The following is a 16813-nucleotide window of genomic DNA, read 5'->3' as shown; positions in this document are numbered from 1 at the left end:
AGCTTCCGTCAGCCAACCATAAAATCAAACAGACTGATCTGGTTGGACTCCGGCAGATCCCCAAGAATGCCCAGCGTATCCAGAAGCTCCACAATCGTCTTACTCGCCTTGGAACGTTCCCGGAAATCATCCTTGCTCAAAAACGGACCTTTTTTCGCCGCTTCCACGATGGCGTCCGCCGCCTTTTCGCCCAGACCGTCAATGCTGTTTAACGACGGCATGATTTTACCGTCCATGATCTGGAAATTTCGGGAATGTGCTTTAAACAAATCGATGGGCAAAAATTCAAAACCGCGCGCATACATTTCCTGCACGAGCTTCATATCCTTTAACGACGCCTGCTCTTTCTGGGAAAGGCTGTCCGAACGCTTCTTGTAATCCGCCATGACCGCTTCCAGATGCTGTTGTCCCTGACACATGATTTCATAGGAAAAGGCGGATGCACGAATCGAAAAATACGCCGCATAATAAGCCAGCGGATAATTTACCTTACAGTAAGCGATTCGCCACGCCATCATAACGTAAGCCGCCGCATGGGCTTTCGGGAACATGTACTTGATCTTTTTACACGACCAGATATACCAGTCCGGCACACCGACCGCCTTCATCGCTTCTTCCATTTCCGGCTTTAAGCCTTTCCCCTTCCGCACACTCTCCATCGTCGTGAAGGAAAGGCTCGGGTCCATGCCCATGTTGATCAGATAAATCATGATATCGTCTCGACAACAGATCGCCGTGGAAATCGTCGCCTTGCCTTCCTGAATCAGCGTCTGTGCGTTGCCCAGCCACACATCCGTACCATGTCCTAATCCGGCGATTCGAATCAGGTCGGAAAAGCACTGCGGCTTGGTGTCCAGAAGCATCTGGATAACGAAATCTGTACCAAACTCCGGGATGCCCAGAGAACCAACCGGGCAGCCGTCAATCTGATCGGGTGTGATTCCGAGAGCCGACGTATTCTGAAACAGGCTCATAACCTGCGGATCGTCCAGCGGGATCTTCGTCGGGTCAACCCCAGTCAGATCCTGCAGCATACGAATCATCGTCGGATCATCGTGTCCGAGGATATCGAGCTTCAGCAGGTTGTGGTCGATGGAATGGTAATCGAAATGGGTCGTAACCGTATCTGTTGTCATATCGTTTGCGGGATGCTGCACCGGCGTAAAGGAGTTGATGTCCTCTCCCACCGGCAAAACGACGATACCGCCGGGATGCTGTCCCGTGCTTCGGCGCACGCCCGTACAGCCCTGTACAATCCGGTTGATTTCGCAGTTTCGTTTCTTGCTTCCGCGTTCTTCAAAATAATTTTTCACATAACCAAACGCCGTCTTATCCGCCAGTGTGCCGATCGTACCGGCACGGAACGTCTGTCCTGCGCCGAAAATAACTTCCGTATATTTATGCGCCTTACTCTGATATTCGCCGGAAAAGTTCAAGTCGATATCCGGCTCCTTATCCCCCTTAAATCCAAGGAACGTTTCAAACGGAATATCGAAACCGTCCTTAATCAGCGGCTCTCCGCAAACCGGGCACATTTTATCCGGCATATCGCAGCCGCCGTTTCCGGCAAAGGCTTTGACCTCCGGAGAATCAAAATCGTAATAATGGCATTTCGGGCACCGATAATGGGCGCTCAGGGAATTTACCTCCGTAATCCCCGCCATGAACGCCACCAGTGAAGAACCGACAGAACCTCTGGAGCCAACCAGATAGCCGTCCTCCACCGATTTCCAAACCAGCTTCTGCGCAATGATATACATTACGGCGAATCCGTTTTTGATAATAGAGTTCAGTTCCTTTTCCAGACGGTCCACAACGATCTGCGGCAGCTCTTCCCCATAAAGCTCATGCGCCTTGCGGTAACAGATTTCCGTCAAGGTTTTATCGCTGTCCGGAATAACCGGCGGACACTTATCCGGGCGCACCGGAGAAATCGTCTCTATCTGATCCGCAATCCGATTGGTGTTGGTAATGACAACCTCCTCTGCCTTTTCACTGCCGAGATACTGAAACTCCTCCAGCATTTCTTCCGTCGTGCGCAGATATAGCGGTGCCTGGTCGTCCGCATCCTTAAAGCCCTTTCCCGCCATGATAATCCGACGGTATACCTCGTCTGCGGGATCCAGAAAATGCACGTCGCAGGTTGCTACAACCGGTTTATTGAACTGCTCGCCCAGCCTGACGATTTTTCGGTTCATGTTCTGAATGTCCTCCACCGAGTTGACATTTTCAATCTTGTCGGAATGGATCATGAACATGTTGTTGCCGGTCGGCTGGATTTCCAGATAATCATAAAATTTCACGATCCGCGCAATTTCCGCATCCGACTTTTCATCCAGCAGGGCACGGTACAACTCGCCTGCCTCACACGCACTGCCCAGAATCAGTCCCTCCCGGTACTTCATCAGCAAGCTCTTCGGAATTCGCGGTGTCTTATGAAAGTAAGTCAGATGAGACTCCGATACCAGCCGGTACAGATTTACCCGCCCCACATCGTTTTTCGCAAGGATAATCGCATGGTAGGAAAACAGTCTCTTTACAATATCCGGACTGGAATCTCCCAAATGGTTCACATCCGCAAGGGTGTGACAGTTGCGCTGCTCCAGAAGCGGAATAAATTTTACGAAAATTTCCGCCGTTGCTTCCGCATCGTCCACTGCGCGGTGATGATTTTCCAGGGAAACACCCATCGTTTTTGCGACCGCATCAAGCGTATGCTTCGCCTGATGCGGCAAAAGCACGCGCGCAATGCCGACTGTATCCACATAGGTAGGATGCAGCTCGATATTTAACTGCGCCGAATTTTCCATAATAAAGCTCATATCGAAATTCGCATTGTGGGCGACAAAAATCGTACCCTCGCAGAATTTCAAGAACTCCGGCAGCACTTCTTCAATCCCCGGCGCATCCATGACCATTTCATCGTTAATACTTGTCAGCTGCTCAATTCGAAACGGAATCGGCACACGTGGATTGACAAAGGTGGAAAACCTGTCCACAATCTTTCCTTCCACCACCTTGACCGCACCGATCTCGATAATCCGGTTTTTAACCGGCGAAAAGCCGGTTGTCTCGATATCAAATACCACATAGGAATCCCGTAATACCTGACCCTTATCTCCGGTTACGATTTCCTTCAAATCATCCACCAGATACGCTTCACATCCATAAATTACTTTAAAGAAATCATTTCTGTCCGGATTTTCGTCTCCTGCAGCCTTACGCTTTTCTTTCTCCGCTTTCCAGAGGTCATCCAACAGATGGTTTGCATCCGGAAATGACTGTACGACGCCGTGATCCGTGATTGCGATCGCCGGATGTCCCCACTGATACGCCCTCTTGACAATATCCTTTACCTCGGATACACCGTCCATATCGCTCATTTTTGTGTGGCAGTGCAGTTCCACACGCTTGCGCACGGAATGATCCATTCTCGACGTGGTAAAATCCGAAATCTTTTTTACCCCGACAATCGAACCGACCGTCAGCTCGCCGTCAAACTTGTCCACCATCGTCAGACCCTTGATTTTGACAAAAGCGCCGGGCTTGATCCCCTCTTTTACCTCTGCCAGCTGTTCATTTAAGGTAAAAATTTTGATGGTCATCGTGTCAGTAAAATCCGTCACGTCAAAAATCAGGATTGTCCGCTCGTTGCGAATTTCACGCTGATCCATTGCGATGATTTTGCCGCGGATAACAACCTCTCCCATCTCACCGATGATCTCCTCGATCGGGATTGCTTCTTCGTCAAAATCCCGTCCGTAAAGCACATCCGGATTGTCACTTTTTTTAACGCCGCGGCGATAATCGCCACGCCCCTCCCGGTTGAATTTGCCTTTGCCGTATTTGCTCTGTCCGCCCGCATTTCTGCCGCCAGCCGATGCGGTACCGTTCGTGCCTGCCGCAAAAGCTGCCGTCTGTCCCATTGCCGGAGCACTCTGCCCTGCTGCCGGTGCATCCGGGCGCATCCGATTCGCTGCTGCCGCTGCCTCCGCAGGAACCATCGTTCCGCCCTCAAACGGAGCTTCCTGCGCAGCTGCGCCCATGGACGCAAGGTATGCTTCATAGCCGGCATCCATACCGCCAGCCTGCATGCTGCCTTCTGCCCTGTCACCCGGCATCGCACCATTTTGCCCTGCGATCCCCGCTGCACCATACTGCGCTGCGTTTCCGTCTGCGTTCTGTGCAGCATTGCATGCGGTGCCATCCTGTCCGCCTGCATACTGCGGCTGCCCATCGTTACCGGACGCGCTGTATCCGCCGCTCATTACGCTGGCGAACTGCTCCTGGCTCATGCCATAGTCCGTCGCAGCCGGACGAGCACCCGCTTTCGCGGCAATCATCGCCACTTTTCTTGCCAGTGCAATCTCTTCCTCCGCTTTTCTCGGATTTTCCTTCGGCTGACAGTAATGTGCGACCGCCTCCATCGGGATTCCGCACCGTTCACAGCAAATTTTTTCCAGAATACGGACAAGCTCGGGACAGCGTTCATGCGCGATTACCGTATCCGGCACTTCCAACACCAGCTTCCCCTCATCCGGGAAGGAAATATTGGCTGATTTGAACAGACTGTATTCCACCGGGCTGCATTCCTTTAATTCCAGTAAAATGCTCTCCTGATAGGTTTCCAGCAGGCTCTTTAGGTTGTACTGGGCGGACAGCTGAAATTTTTCCTGAATTTTGATCGTGATATTGCAGTTCGGAAACAGCTGCCTTGCAATCTCTTCCTCTACCCGGAAAATAACTGTTTTGGGGATCAGGCGTCCGCAGCTGATATACACCCTGATCAGATCCTTTTGCCGCGTGGTCGTCACCCGTTCTACCTTTACTTTTTCAAACAATGCCCGTACTTCCTGTTCCAGAACAAGCTCCGGAAATACTTCCATGAAACCTTTGGTCATTTTACTCTCCATTTTCGTAAATACTTTTACACCAAAAACGATTACTGTTCGTTCCAGTGCTCCAGTTCATACCGCAGAGTCGGAATAAATTCTGCCTCCGGAATCTTGCGGATGATCTGCCCTTTTTTGATCAGCAGACCTTCCCCGATGCCGCCTGCAATACCCAGGTCCGCTTCCTTTGCTTCGCCGGGTCCGTTTACGACACAGCCCATGACTGCAACCTTGATATCCAGGTTCGGAAACTGCGCTGCAAGCGCTTCTACCTGATTCGCGAGGCTGATCTGGTCGATCTTCGTGCGTCCGCAGGTCGGACAGCTGACAACCTCAATACCGCCTTTGCGCAGTCCAAGCGTCCGCAAAATCAGCTTCGCAGATTTGATCTCTTCTACAACGTCCCCTGTCAGGGATACACGGATCGTATCGCCGATTCCCTGATTTAAAATCAGTCCCAGACCAATCGCAGACTTGATATTACCGGAAAGAACCGTACCGGATTCCGTAATGCCGACATGCAGCGGATAAGGTGTCTTTCCTGCCAGCAGCTCATGCGCATGCACGCACATCATAACATCGGAGGACTTGATGCTGATAACCAGGTTGTCATAGCCAAGGTCTTCGATCATATGCACCTTATCCAGCGCACTCTCTACAATCCCCTCTGCCGTTACGCCATGATATTTTTCTACAAGATCTTTTTCGAGGGAACCGCTGTTTACGCCGACACGGATCGGAATATTGCGTTCCCTTGCAACACGCACTACTTCCGCTACACGGTCTGCACCGCCGATGTTTCCGGGATTGATCCGGATTTTATCCGCTCCGTTTTCCATCGCGGCGATTGCCATCTTATAATCGAAATGAATGTCTGCAACCAACGGAATGGAAATCTGCTTTCTGATCTCAGAAATCGCTTTCGCAGCTTCCAGCGTCGGTACGGTGCAGCGGATAATTTCACAACCAACCTCTTCCAGTCTGTGAATCTGCGCAACCGTCGCCGCCACATCCTCGGTCGGCGTGTTGGTCATCGACTGAATCAAGATCGGATTGCCGCCTCCGATTACACGGTTTCCAATTTTTACGACTTTGGTATGATCTCTGTACATAATGCCCTCCGTTTTATCGCTTCCGCGTTCTTTTTGTTCAAAAGCCCAGTTATTTTTATTTTAACACTTCCCCACAGGCAGTGCAATCGGTTTCCGGCGAACGAATTTTGCTGCCCGACGTGCAGACTTCTCCCGAAAATGCCGTCTCGCTACAGCTGTGCATCACCCGAAATGCATCCGGTTTAAGGAAGCCCCTGCACCTTTTTCGCATCAGCGCTTCTGCCCCATCACAAGCTCATACTCTCCGATTTTTTCGTTTCTACTGTACAGACTCAGCATAACCCGCACCTCGTCCCCGCATCCAAGGGTGTTTGGGTTTAATTCCAGAAACACCGGCTTTTCTGTATACAGTGCGGCATTTTCTTTTATCAGGAGCTTTCGCAGACTGCTATCCCGCAGGGTGATCGGAATTTTACCGGCTGCACGATCTACGCCTGCCGCCTTCGCAGCTACGGTCGCCCCCTGCAGCATCAGAACCGCCGCCAGCAGTGCAAACATCCACCTCCCCGGCGGTTTTGCCGTCCTGAGAACGCTCTGCAGCACTTCACAGTCCGCCGTCTTCTTCCGACGCACTTTTTGCCAAAACGGTGCTTTCTTTCCTGTATCATCTACCGTGCAAGCCTCCTGCAACGCCAAAAGCACCTGCAAAAAAGCCTCCATCGTCTGAAACCGTGCTTCCGGCTCCCTGGCTGTGGCACGCATGATAATCTGTTCCAGCTCATCGCCAACCTGCGGACAGCGGCTTTTCAGGGACGCAAACGCATAAGGCGGTCTGGAAAGGTCTGCCCCGCACAAAAGCGCATACAGTGTCCGTCCCAGACCGAACACATCTGTCCGGACATCCACACAGCGCTTTTCGATTTCCCGGCTCAGCTGCTCCGGTGCCGCATAGCCAGGACTCGCGGAAATGCCTTTTGTCACGGGTGTATGCGCTTCCAGCGCGCTGCCAAAATCGATCAGCCTGATTTTTCCATCGGAATCCTTCATCACATTTGACGGCTTGCAGTCCAAATACAAAAGCGGTGGCTGCATCTGGTGAAGCTTCTGAATCGCTTTTGCCAGACAGATCCCGATCTCGATCACCGTTTCTTCTGCAAAGGCGCCGTCTCGTTCCATCTGCGCCGCCAGCGTTTCCCCCTCAATCCATTCCATAATTAAAAAGCGCTCTTCCTCTTGTTCTACTACATCCACAATCCCCGGAAACGCCGAATCTGCCAGCTTTCCCATCGTAAATTCTTCCCGGATCGGAAAATCCCGTCCGACCTTTTTTGCCGCCCAAATCTTTTGCAGGCGCAGATCATACGCCCGGTAAACGGTTCCGGTTCCCCCGCTCGCTGTTTCTCCTTTTAAAATGTATTTTTCACCGATTTTTCGTTCTTTTTCCAGACAGATTCCTCCTTTTCATATCCGATCAGTACCGCTGTCATATTGTCCTTTTCCCCCTGGGCCGTCAAAAAGCTCCCAATTCCTTTCAGCCGCCGATACAGTTGCCCTGCTTCCCGTTCCTCGTACAGGCAGATTCGGAAAAAATCCGGAGGCGCTTTTTTATAAAATCCGTCCGTACACAACAACAGCATGTCCCCGTCGTCCAGCGTTCCTGTATACAATTGCGGCACTTCCAGCCCAAACGCCCCGACGCAGCGGCGCAGCACGCCGCCCTCTTCATGATCCTGTGAAAGCTGCCTGGTTCCGGTCTGTTTTTCCCGATTTAAGCAGCGTTTGCGGCAAAGCTGATACGCCCTGCTGTCCCCGAGATGCACCAGTACAAATCTGCGTCCGCGAACAAACACCATCGTTACTGTCGTTCCGCTGCAGATTTTTTCCTCCCGCTCGCAGCGCTCCAGCTTTTCCTGCATGTCTAAAAGCGCGTCGAGTGCCCGCTTTTTCATCCGTTTTGTCCAGAAAAGAGAGCGCATTTTCCAAAAACCTTCCCGGTAAAACCATTCCGTCAGCTGCTCTGCAACCAGACCGCTCGCGCATTCTCCTGCCCGCAGTCCGCCGATTCCGTCGCAAACCGCAGCAAATATGAGCTCCTTTTTGCGTGCACGAACTCGCTGCAGCGTAAAAGAATCCTCATTTACCTTGCGAAAATCTCCTTTATTCCAATACCACGACGTGATATACGCCATCCGTCCTCCCGTCTCTCTCCAAAGACCGGAACAATGATTGCTCTTTGAATTTCCCTGCGGTCAGAATATCCGCAGCCTGCGACAGAACGCCGCCAGCGATTATACAGGACAATAGAATGTCCGCCAAGGGTACACGCTATTGTATAGAACGCCCAAAAACCTTTCGATATCCGTATTATATCGTCCCGCGCATGCGCCGTCAACGGTGAAAAATACGGTAGTAATACGAATGCAAACTCTGTAAACAATCTATTGCCATAAAAAAAGGCGGGACAATGAGTTTTTGATATTGCCTCTCATTGTCCTGCCTTTTTTTGATCCGAACAGCCTCAGTTTCCGCACTCTACGCTAATTCGGTTGAAAATACCCATGATCTCGTCCGTGTTGAGCTGATTCTTTTCTTCCCCAACTTTATCCAGAACGATTTTTCCCTGATGCATCATCAGGATACGGTCCCCATATTCCAATGCATAGCGCAGGTTGTGCGTTACCATAACCGTCGTCATTTTCTTTTCCCGGACGATCTGATCCGTCAGCTTCATGACAATTTCCGCTGTTCTGGGATCCAGTGCCGCCGTATGCTCATCCAGAATCAGGAAATCAATCGGTGTCATCGTCGCCATCAGAAGCGCCAGTACCTGACGCTGTCCGCCGGAAAGGGAACCGACCTTTGTTTCCAGCTTGTCTTCCAGCCCAAGTCCAAGACCGGAAAGCATCTCGCGGTACGCATTTTCCCGGCTCTTTCTGACACAGCGGTTCAATCCGTAACCTTTTTCTTTCAGATCCGCAACCGCCATATTTTCCAGCACCGTCATATTCGGGCACGTCCCGGCAGAAGGGTTCTGGTATACTCTGCCGATTTTGCGGTGGCGCATATATTCTTTCTGACCGGTGATATCAGTTCCGTTTACGATGACCTTTCCTGCGTCCGCCGAAATGCTGCCGCAGATCAGGTTCAGCATGGAGGTTTTGCCGGAGCCGTTGCTGCCGACCACCGACACGAACTGGCTGTCTGGAATCGTCAGGTTAAAATCCTGAAACAGGCACATTTCATTGACTGAGCCCGGATTATAATATTTATCGATATGGGAAAGTTCAAGCATTTTTCCGCCCCTTTCGTTCCATGCTGACAACCAGAATGACTAAAAACAGTACCGCCGTAATCAGCTTTAAGTCTGTAGATTTTAATCCCATGCGAAGTGCAATCGCAACGCAGGCTTTGTAAAGGATTGATCCGATCACAACGCTGAACGTTACCATGCCAACCCGCACGTTGTGAAGCGCCTTGGAAATCGATCCGATTCCTTCTAACTTCTGATACAGACTCGTTCCGATAATTACACTCGCAAGTCCGACCACTACAGTTCCGGTTCCGACCGAAATTTCAAAGCAGCGCTGCTGCTGTGCAAACAGGCATCCGCTCAACGTAACCAGACCGTTTGCAATTGCAAGTCCGAGAATTTTTACTTTACCACGGTCACGTCCCATCGCCGTTACAATCGACGCGTTATCGCCAACTGCGCGGAGCAGAAAGCCGGATCCGGTTTTTAGATAAGCGTCTAAAAGCACTTTTACCGCAACTGTAATGACAACCATCACGAGTACGATTTTCCAGGACGCCAGTGCTCCCTGGCAGATTCCGTTGACCAGACTATTATCAAATACAGTTACTTCTTTATAAAACGGAAGGTTCGCCCTGCCTGCGATCCGCAAATTGACGGTGTAAAGAGCGGTCATCATAATGATGCCGCTCAGCAGGTCTCTTACCTTGAGTTTTACATGGATCAGACCAGTCAGTACACCTGCCAGCGCTCCTACAAGGAAACACACCGGAAGCGTAAGAATTGCAGGAACCCCATTTGTAATCATGACTGCCGTAATCGCTGCTCCCATCGGAAAGCTGCCGTCTACCGTCAGATCCGGGAAATCCAGTATTTTATAAGTGATATATACTCCCAGCGCCATGATCCCGTAGATCATACCCTGTTCGAGTGTACTGATGACCAGTTCCATGTCAGAACCTCCTGCTTTTTCTTTCTGTCCTTCTATTCTACTGTAACGGTTTCAAAAACCTCTGCAGCGTCCGCTTCGTAGTTTTCCGGGAAAGTGATGCCAAGATCACTTGCTACTTCTGTGTTAATATAAAGGTTTGCACCCTCGCATGCTTCATAAGGCATGTCGGAAGCCTCTGCCTCGCCCTTTAATACCTTTGCTGCCATCGCTCCGGTCTGTTTGCCAAGTGCTACATAGTCGATACCTTCTGCTGCCAGGCAACCGTTCTTTACCTGTTCTACTTCAGAACCAAATACCGGGATGCCCGCTGCGCTCGCTTTTGCCAGAACGGTCTGCAGACCCTGTACTACGGTATTATCTGTCAGGTTGGAAATGCAGTCTACCTTTGCTGCGAGGTCAGCCGCTGCCATATCGACGTCTGCCAGTGTATTGATGCCGGATTCTACGATTTCAAAGCCGTAATCGTCAGCCAGCTCTTTGTAGGTTTCAATCGTGCTCAGAGAGTTTGCTTCGCTTGTTGTATACAGGATACCGATCTTTGTTGCATCCGGAAGCACCTCACGGATCATTTTCAGCTGTGCTTCTACCGGAAGCGTATCTGCGGTACCGGTGATGTTGCCCTCCGGTGTCTTATCTTCTTTTGCAATTCCTGCGCTGACCGGATCGGATACAGCGGTGTAAATAACAGGAATATCGCTGTCCAGGCAGGAATTGTATGCGCTCATTGCGGACGGAGTTGCGATCGCACAGATCAGATCCACTTTCTGAGAAACGTAGTTATCGGAAATCATGCTCGCTGTCGCGGTGTCTGCCTGCGCATTGTCAAACAGAACAGTCAGGTTCACGCCCTCTTCGATGCCCGCTTCTTTTAAGCCTTCCAGAAAACCGGTTCTGCAGTTGTCCAGAGAGCCGTGCTCTGCGAACTGAGAAATACCGATTGTGTAGCTTTCGCCGTCTGCCGCCGCTGTATCTGCTGCTGTGCTTTCCGTATCAGCGGTGCTCTCTTCTGTCTGCACGGTTGTGTCTGCTGCGGTCTCAACAGTGGTTGCTGCGGTCTGTCCGCATCCTGTGATCATTGCTGCTGCCATCATTGCTGCTACGGTAAGTGCCATTGCTTTCTTTTTCATTGTGTTGTTCTCCTTTTCTAAAAACGATGATTGAAACAAAGAAGAAAAGGAAGGGGGATGCGAGTGTGGTGGCTTGAGAAGCTTCCCGCCCGGAGGGCTTCGTTTGTCTGGGAATTTATTCCCAAACAAACGAAAACCGTCTCAAGCATTTTGCTTGAGACGGTAATGTTTCATTATCGCGGTGCCACTCAAATTGACTGTTTCAGTCCACTCTGTTCACATACTATCATATGCGCCGGTCGGATAACGGGTCCGGATCCCGCCGGCACCTACTGTTGGTTCGGGGCCAGCCTCGAAAGTCCATTCCTCAAATGTTCCCATACTGCAATCCCACCGCCTGCAGCTCTCTGTAATGTTCGCGACTCTGAGTACTCCTCTTTCTCATCGGTTTCTCTTTGTTTTCTATACTGTACCTCACTACAGTCAAAAAGTCAATCCCCAGTTTGAAATTTTTCCAATTTCCTCCTGCAGCACAGCGGGAAGCATCCAAGACGGGATTTTGCAAATGGCGCAGGTAAACTGCGCCTCTACATCATTACTGTTCACACGCCGCCAGCACTTTTTCAAACGGCAGGTCTCCGCCGTACAAGTCCAGCGCGCTGCCGACTGTGATATGAATTTTATTCTGTCCGGCTTTTCGAATCTGTTCGATATCTTCCAGACTGCGGATACCTCCGGCGTAGGTGATCGGAATCCGGTTCCATCTTCCCAGCAGCCCGATCAGCTCCTGCTCGATTCCGCTGCGTTTTCCCTCCACATCCACTCCGTGAATCAGAAATTCATCGCAGAAAGAAGACAGCATCGTCAGAATTTCTTCCGAAAGCGCGACCCTCGTATAGGTTTGCCAGCGATCCGTCACGATATAATACTTCCCATCTTTCTTGCGGCAGCTCAGATCCAGAACCAGACGCTTTTTGCCGACAGCATCCATCATGCGGTTCAGATTTTCAAATGAAATATCACCATTTCGAAATACATAGGATGTCACAATGACATGGGATGCACCTGCATCCAGATACTCCCGGGCATTTTCTGCGGTGATCCCGCCACCGACCTGCAGACCGCCCGGATATGCCTGCAGCGCAGAAAGTGCCTGCTGCCTGGTCTGCTCGTAATAAGCGCTGTCTTTGCTGTTTAACAGGATGACATGACCATTTTTCAAGCCTTTTTCCTGAAACAGGCGTGCGTACCACGCCGCATCCTGGCTGGAAATATAATTCTCCTGCGCAGAGTCTCCCTGATCCTGAATGCTGCCGCCCACCAGCTGCTTTACCTTGCCGTTATGAATGTCAATACAGGGTCTTAATTCCATGATGCTCCCATTCTGCCGCTGTCTGCGGCGCTGTTCATGCTCCAACCGACCGGACGTTCTGCTTCGCGCCGGGTATAAAATCCGTCTTCATGCAGATACTGCATACAGGCACTGCCGCTGCGTCCCGCATTTTAATCCCTATTCCGCAGGCGCTTTGTGCCAAAAAACCGCGTGCGATCCATAGCTGTGAGAAGCATAAGTGATCACGCTTATGTTTCAAACTAACATCCACCCAGAAACGAGGAATTTCATGAAACGCAATTATTCCATCCGTCCCATCCTCCTGTTGCTGCTTACAGGCATCGTTCTGCAGGCTTCCTCCTGTCAGAGCGAAAAGTCCACCAAACACCCGGACGATATGGCGTCTGTCCGGTCAGATTCCTTTTTCGATCAGAATACCATCCCGATAAGCGTTCAGAAGCTTTTCCAGATGCCCGATACTCTCCTTTAGCTCGCGTCCAATATCCGTATCTGCCACAAGAATTCTTCGTTTTGCCGTTTCGATCAGGATATTGTCCGATACCATGTCCGTTTCGTTTCGGATCGCATCCTCTGCGGAAACGAAGGGCCTGTGCTCCACCAGATTCATGCCGTGAGAATTGGCAACAAGGGTATAGCCTGCGATTCCAGTTTTTCCCTGATAAGCCTTGGAAAAGCCGCCATCGATAATCAGTAACTTTCCGTTACATTTGATCGGCGTCTCCCCACGCTTGATCTCCACCGGAACATGACCGTTAATAATATGGGAACGATGCTCATCCAGTCCAAATTCCCGCAGGATCTTATTTAAAATCTCCTCGTTATCATACAGGCGATAATAAGCGTTTTTCGTTTCCTTATGTGTTTCCTTATCTGCGATGAAATATCGTTCAAAGGTCGCCATTTTATCCTTGCCGAATACCGGAGACTTCGGACCCGCCCAGATATACCAGAGGGTATCACGCCCTTTTCTGCGTTCTTCCTTATCCTGAGAGTAATATCCCTTGCGGGCATAGGTTTCCAGCACCTCGTAAAGCTTTTTGCCGCTGCAGAGCTTGCCATACACATTGATCTGTTCAAAATTTCCGTCCTCGTCCATCGGCACACAGCCATGATAGAGCAGGTTGGAATTAAAGATCTTATACATGCTGCCCTTGGCAAACAGGAAGCGCACATGCTTCTGGAGCTTCTCGCAATGAACAAAGGCATGCCGCAGGCGCTCTACTACCTGCTCCTCCTCTGCCGTCAGACGATACGGATCCTTCGGATCGACAGTCGGAAAATCAGAATCCAGCATTTCATATTCCTTATCTCCGATACGGACAGTTCCTTTTTCAAAGTCGATCTTATCCAGCAGCAGCCGGTCATCCATGTGATATTCCGGATGTGCCAGGATCAGCTGTCCCTCCAGCTTGAACTGAATGATGGCGATCGCCTTGTGCATCATCATGTCGAGCTTTAAGTCCTTGACATCGTAATCTGCCCCGTATTTGATGGAAAATACGCTGCAGTCCGAATTTTCATAAGTCTTTAGTGCAAAGGTCGCCAGGGGGATCAGGTTAATACCATAGCCCTCTTCCAGCGTGTCCAGATTGCCGTAACGAGCGGAAATCCGCAGTACCGTCGCCATACATGCCGTCTGCCCGCTGGCTGCACCCATCCACACAATATCGTGATTTCCCCACTGGATATCCACAGAATGATATGCACTCAGGGTATCCATGATGACATGAGGTCCCTTGCCGCGGTCATAGATATCTCCGACGATATGCAGGTGGTCGATGACAAGGCGCTGAATCAGGTTGCAGAGCGCGATAATACATTCCGGTGCCCTGCCGATCCGGATAATCGTATTGATAATTTCGTTATAGTAAAGCTCTTTGTCCTGAATTTCTTCTTTTTCGGTAATCAGCTCTTCGATGACATAGGAAAAATCGTGGGGCAGCGCCTTGCGCACCTTGGAGCGGGTATATTTGGAAGAAACGCGTTTGGTCATCTGCACCAGCCGGTGAATCGTGATCTTGAACCAATCCTCCAGCACATCCTGATCCTCTTCCTCCTGACAGACCAGCTCCAGCTTTTCCTGAGGATAATAAATCAGCGTCGCAAGGCTTCTTTTGTCCTTGACACTCAGCGTGTTGCCGAACTCCTCGTCGATCTTTCTGCGCACGGATCCGGAGCCGTTTTTCAACACATGATTGAACTGCTCATATTCTCCGTGAATATCTGTCAGAAAATGCTCCGTGCCTTTGGGCAGACTCAAAATCGCCTGCAGGTTGATAATCTCCGTCGCAGCGTCCGCAATGGTCGGAAACTGTTTCGACAAGCTTTTCAAATAAACCCTGTACTCAAAATTATTATCCATACGCCCTCTCTATCTGCCGCCTGGCGGCTCCCCCGGTTTCACCGTCAACAGTTGCTTTCTGTCTTATTTTCCCTCGATCACGCGGCTCATATCGTACATACCTGCAGGCTTACCTGCCAGGAACCTTGCCGCGGAAACTGCGCCTGTTGCGAACAGCTTTCTGGAATATGCCATATGAGAAAAGGTAATGACCTCATCCTGACCTGCAAAAATCACGTCATGGTCGCCGACAATCGTCCCGCCGCGCACTGCAGAAATACCGATTTCCTTTTCCGGGCGCTTCTCCCTGCGGGTCGATCTGTCGTAAACATATTCGTAATCGCCGCCAGCCGCCTGATTCATGACGTCCGCCAGCGCAATCGCCGTGCCGCTGGGGGCATCCAGCTTCTGGTTATGATGCTTTTCCACGATTTCCATATCATAGCCTGCCGCTGCCAGCACCGGAACCGCATCCTTTAACAGCTTCATCAAAAGATTGATGCCCATGGACATATTTGCAGAGCGCAGGATCGCAACCTTGCCGGAAGCCTCTTTGACATGTGCAAGCTGTTCTTCCGAAAGTCCGGTGGTGCAAAGCACACAGGGAAGATTTCTTTCTACACAGACATCCAGCAGCCCGTCCACTGCCTTCGCATTTGCAAAATCGATCACAACGTCCGCTTCTACATCACAGTCCTTCAGGGTTTTAAATACCGGATAGGTATTATGGACAGAATCACTCACATCCACCCCCGCAACGATCTCCATCTCTGCTTCCTTTGCGATCATCTCCGTAATGACCTGTCCCATGCGGCCATTGCAGCCGTGCATAATTACTCTGACCATGTTATCCTCCTTGTTCTGAACCTGGATTTCCTCTCTGTGGATTGCTCTGCTGTAACCCTCGCAATCCTGAAATGTAAAACAGACCGGAGCACTTTATGTCCCGGCCTGTCAAAAAGCCCTTATAATACACCAAATTTTTTCATTTCACGTTCAAGTCTTGCCGCATCTGCCTCTTCCATCTCTGTCAGCGGCATCCGCAGGGTTCCGGTGCACATGCCCTTTAACTGCATCGCCTTCTTGACCGGGATCGGATTCACTTCACAGAAAAGCGCTTCTACAAGGGGAACTGCCTTTAATTGCAGCTCACAGCTTTCTTTTACCTTTCCTTCAAAATAAAGGCTACAGATCTGGTGTGTTTCCTGCGGCGCAACATTTGACAAAACAGAAATCACGCCCTTTGCTCCCAGAGAAAGCATCGGAACAATAATCGCATCCTCACCGGAATAGAGATCCACGCAGCCATCTGCGATGCTCATGAGATGAGCTGTCTGGCTGATATTCCCCGTTGCATCCTTGACACCGACGATATTTTCCACATCCCTGCACAGGCGCACGATCGTCTCCGGCTGCAGCGTCGTACCGGTACGGGACGGAACGTTATATAACAGGATCGGCAGCTTTACAGAATCCGCAACCATCTTAAAATGCTGATACAGACCATTCTGAGTCGCTTTATTGTAGTAAGGAGTTACAACAAGAAGCCCGTCTGCACCGATCTTCTCCGCTTCCTGGGAAAGATAAACCGCCGTCTCCGTGCAGTTCGAGCCGGTTCCTGCCACAACAGGAATCCGATGTGCCACCTTCTCCACACAATAGCGGATCACATCCAGATGCTCCTCATGCGTCATCGTCGCAGATTCACCGGTTGTACCGCACACAATGATCGCGTCTGTCTGATTTGCGATCTGCTGTTCAATCACTTCGCCAAATTTATCATAATCAATCGAACCATCCGTATGAAACGGGGTGATAATCGCTACTCCGGCACCTTCAAAAATTGCCATATAAACCTCCTTGCGAGCCGTCCGGCCGCCTTGCTTTCTAACAGATTTTATATAG

11 protein-coding genes and 1 other annotated feature are annotated in these 16813 nt (G+C 50.6%); all 11 genes read right to left on the bottom strand.

Translation table 11 applies throughout. The features are described 5' to 3' along the window. Positions 1-8 precede the first annotated feature (8 nt). The 11 genes from ACLTOQ_RS02450 to dapA all read right to left on the bottom strand — a co-directional run bounded on the left by ACLTOQ_RS02450 (position 9) and on the right by dapA (position 16758). Positions 9-4901 carry a PolC-type DNA polymerase III gene (locus ACLTOQ_RS02450; RefSeq protein WP_337598022.1) on the bottom strand — a complete coding sequence of 1631 codons (4893 nt, stop codon included), beginning with the start codon at positions 4899-4901 and terminating at the stop codon, positions 9-11. Positions 4902-4942: 41 nt separating this feature from the next. Then, the gene (gene ispG, locus ACLTOQ_RS02445; RefSeq protein WP_021916353.1) at positions 4943-6004 is read right to left on the bottom strand and encodes a flavodoxin-dependent (E)-4-hydroxy-3-methylbut-2-enyl-diphosphate synthase; all 1062 of its coding nucleotides are present in this window, start codon (positions 6002-6004) and stop codon (positions 4943-4945) included. A gap of 210 nt (positions 6005-6214) precedes the next feature. After that, positions 6215-7357, bottom strand: a complete 1143-nt coding sequence (locus tag ACLTOQ_RS02440) for a serine/threonine-protein kinase (protein WP_262585581.1) — start codon at positions 7355-7357, stop codon at positions 6215-6217. Then, positions 7351-8133, bottom strand: a complete 783-nt coding sequence (locus tag ACLTOQ_RS02435) for a PP2C family protein-serine/threonine phosphatase (RefSeq protein ID WP_262585543.1) — start codon at positions 8131-8133, stop codon at positions 7351-7353. Before ACLTOQ_RS02435 ends, ACLTOQ_RS02440 begins: the two co-directional genes overlap by 7 nt. Before the next feature lie 329 nt (positions 8134-8462). Continuing rightward, positions 8463-9236: an ABC transporter ATP-binding protein gene (locus ACLTOQ_RS02430; RefSeq protein ID WP_262585542.1), complete on the bottom strand. Its 774-nt coding sequence runs from the start codon at positions 9234-9236 to the stop codon at positions 8463-8465. Continuing rightward, positions 9229-10146, bottom strand: coding sequence for an ABC transporter permease (locus tag ACLTOQ_RS02425; RefSeq protein ID WP_117961056.1), 918 nt, complete (start codon positions 10144-10146; stop codon positions 9229-9231). Before ACLTOQ_RS02425 ends, ACLTOQ_RS02430 begins: the two co-directional genes overlap by 8 nt. 32 nt (positions 10147-10178) lie before the next feature. Further along, the gene (locus ACLTOQ_RS02420) at positions 10179-11273 is read right to left on the bottom strand and encodes an ABC transporter substrate-binding protein (protein WP_337598024.1); all 1095 of its coding nucleotides are present in this window, start codon (positions 11271-11273) and stop codon (positions 10179-10181) included. A 152-nt stretch (positions 11274-11425) separates the two neighbouring features. After that, positions 11426-11667: a binding site (T-box leader), on the bottom strand. A gap of 141 nt (positions 11668-11808) precedes the next feature. Further along, positions 11809-12585: a phosphoribosylformimino-5-aminoimidazole carboxamide ribotide isomerase gene (gene hisA, locus ACLTOQ_RS02415; protein WP_412272278.1), complete on the bottom strand. Its 777-nt coding sequence runs from the start codon at positions 12583-12585 to the stop codon at positions 11809-11811. A 373-nt stretch (positions 12586-12958) separates the two neighbouring features. Continuing rightward, complete coding sequence (locus tag ACLTOQ_RS02410; protein WP_021916361.1) at positions 12959-14929, bottom strand: fructose-bisphosphatase class III; 1971 nt, start codon at positions 14927-14929, stop codon at positions 12959-12961. Between the two features lie 63 nt (positions 14930-14992). Next, the gene (dapB, locus tag ACLTOQ_RS02405; RefSeq protein WP_337598025.1) at positions 14993-15754 is read right to left on the bottom strand and encodes a 4-hydroxy-tetrahydrodipicolinate reductase; all 762 of its coding nucleotides are present in this window, start codon (positions 15752-15754) and stop codon (positions 14993-14995) included. Positions 15755-15873: 119 nt separating this feature from the next. Then, positions 15874-16758: a 4-hydroxy-tetrahydrodipicolinate synthase gene (gene dapA / locus ACLTOQ_RS02400; protein ID WP_021916363.1), complete on the bottom strand. Its 885-nt coding sequence runs from the start codon at positions 16756-16758 to the stop codon at positions 15874-15876. Positions 16759-16813: the final 55 nt, after the last annotated feature.

Origin of the sequence: Gallintestinimicrobium sp., from assembly GCF_046968865.1 — a bacterium.
GTDB classification, from domain to species: domain Bacteria; phylum Bacillota; class Clostridia; order Lachnospirales; family Lachnospiraceae; genus Gallintestinimicrobium; species Gallintestinimicrobium propionicum.
Note: the sequence above shows the minus strand (reverse complement) of the source record. Positions and strands in the feature narration are given on the sequence as shown.

Excerpts from the sequence above, each read along its gene's own strand:
- ACLTOQ_RS02450 (WP_337598022.1), bottom strand. The coding sequence starts at position 4,901 with ATGACCAAAGGTTTCATGGAAGTATTTCCGGAGCTTGTTCTGGAACAG.
- ispG (WP_021916353.1), bottom strand. The coding sequence starts at position 6,004 with ATGTACAGAGATCATACCAAAGTCGTAAAAATTGGAAACCGTGTAATC.
- ACLTOQ_RS02435 (WP_262585543.1), bottom strand. The coding sequence starts at position 8,133 with ATGGCGTATATCACGTCGTGGTATTGGAATAAAGGAGATTTTCGCAAG.
- ACLTOQ_RS02430 (WP_262585542.1), bottom strand. The coding sequence starts at position 9,236 with ATGCTTGAACTTTCCCATATCGATAAATATTATAATCCGGGCTCAGTC.
- ACLTOQ_RS02425 (WP_117961056.1), bottom strand. The coding sequence starts at position 10,146 with ATGGAACTGGTCATCAGTACACTCGAACAGGGTATGATCTACGGGATC.
- ACLTOQ_RS02420 (WP_337598024.1), bottom strand. The coding sequence starts at position 11,273 with ATGAAAAAGAAAGCAATGGCACTTACCGTAGCAGCAATGATGGCAGCA.
- hisA (WP_412272278.1), bottom strand. The coding sequence starts at position 12,585 with ATGGAATTAAGACCCTGTATTGACATTCATAACGGCAAGGTAAAGCAG.
- ACLTOQ_RS02410 (WP_021916361.1), bottom strand. The coding sequence starts at position 14,929 with ATGGATAATAATTTTGAGTACAGGGTTTATTTGAAAAGCTTGTCGAAA.
- dapB (WP_337598025.1), bottom strand. The coding sequence starts at position 15,754 with ATGGTCAGAGTAATTATGCACGGCTGCAATGGCCGCATGGGACAGGTC.
- dapA (WP_021916363.1), bottom strand. The coding sequence starts at position 16,758 with ATGGCAATTTTTGAAGGTGCCGGAGTAGCGATTATCACCCCGTTTCAT.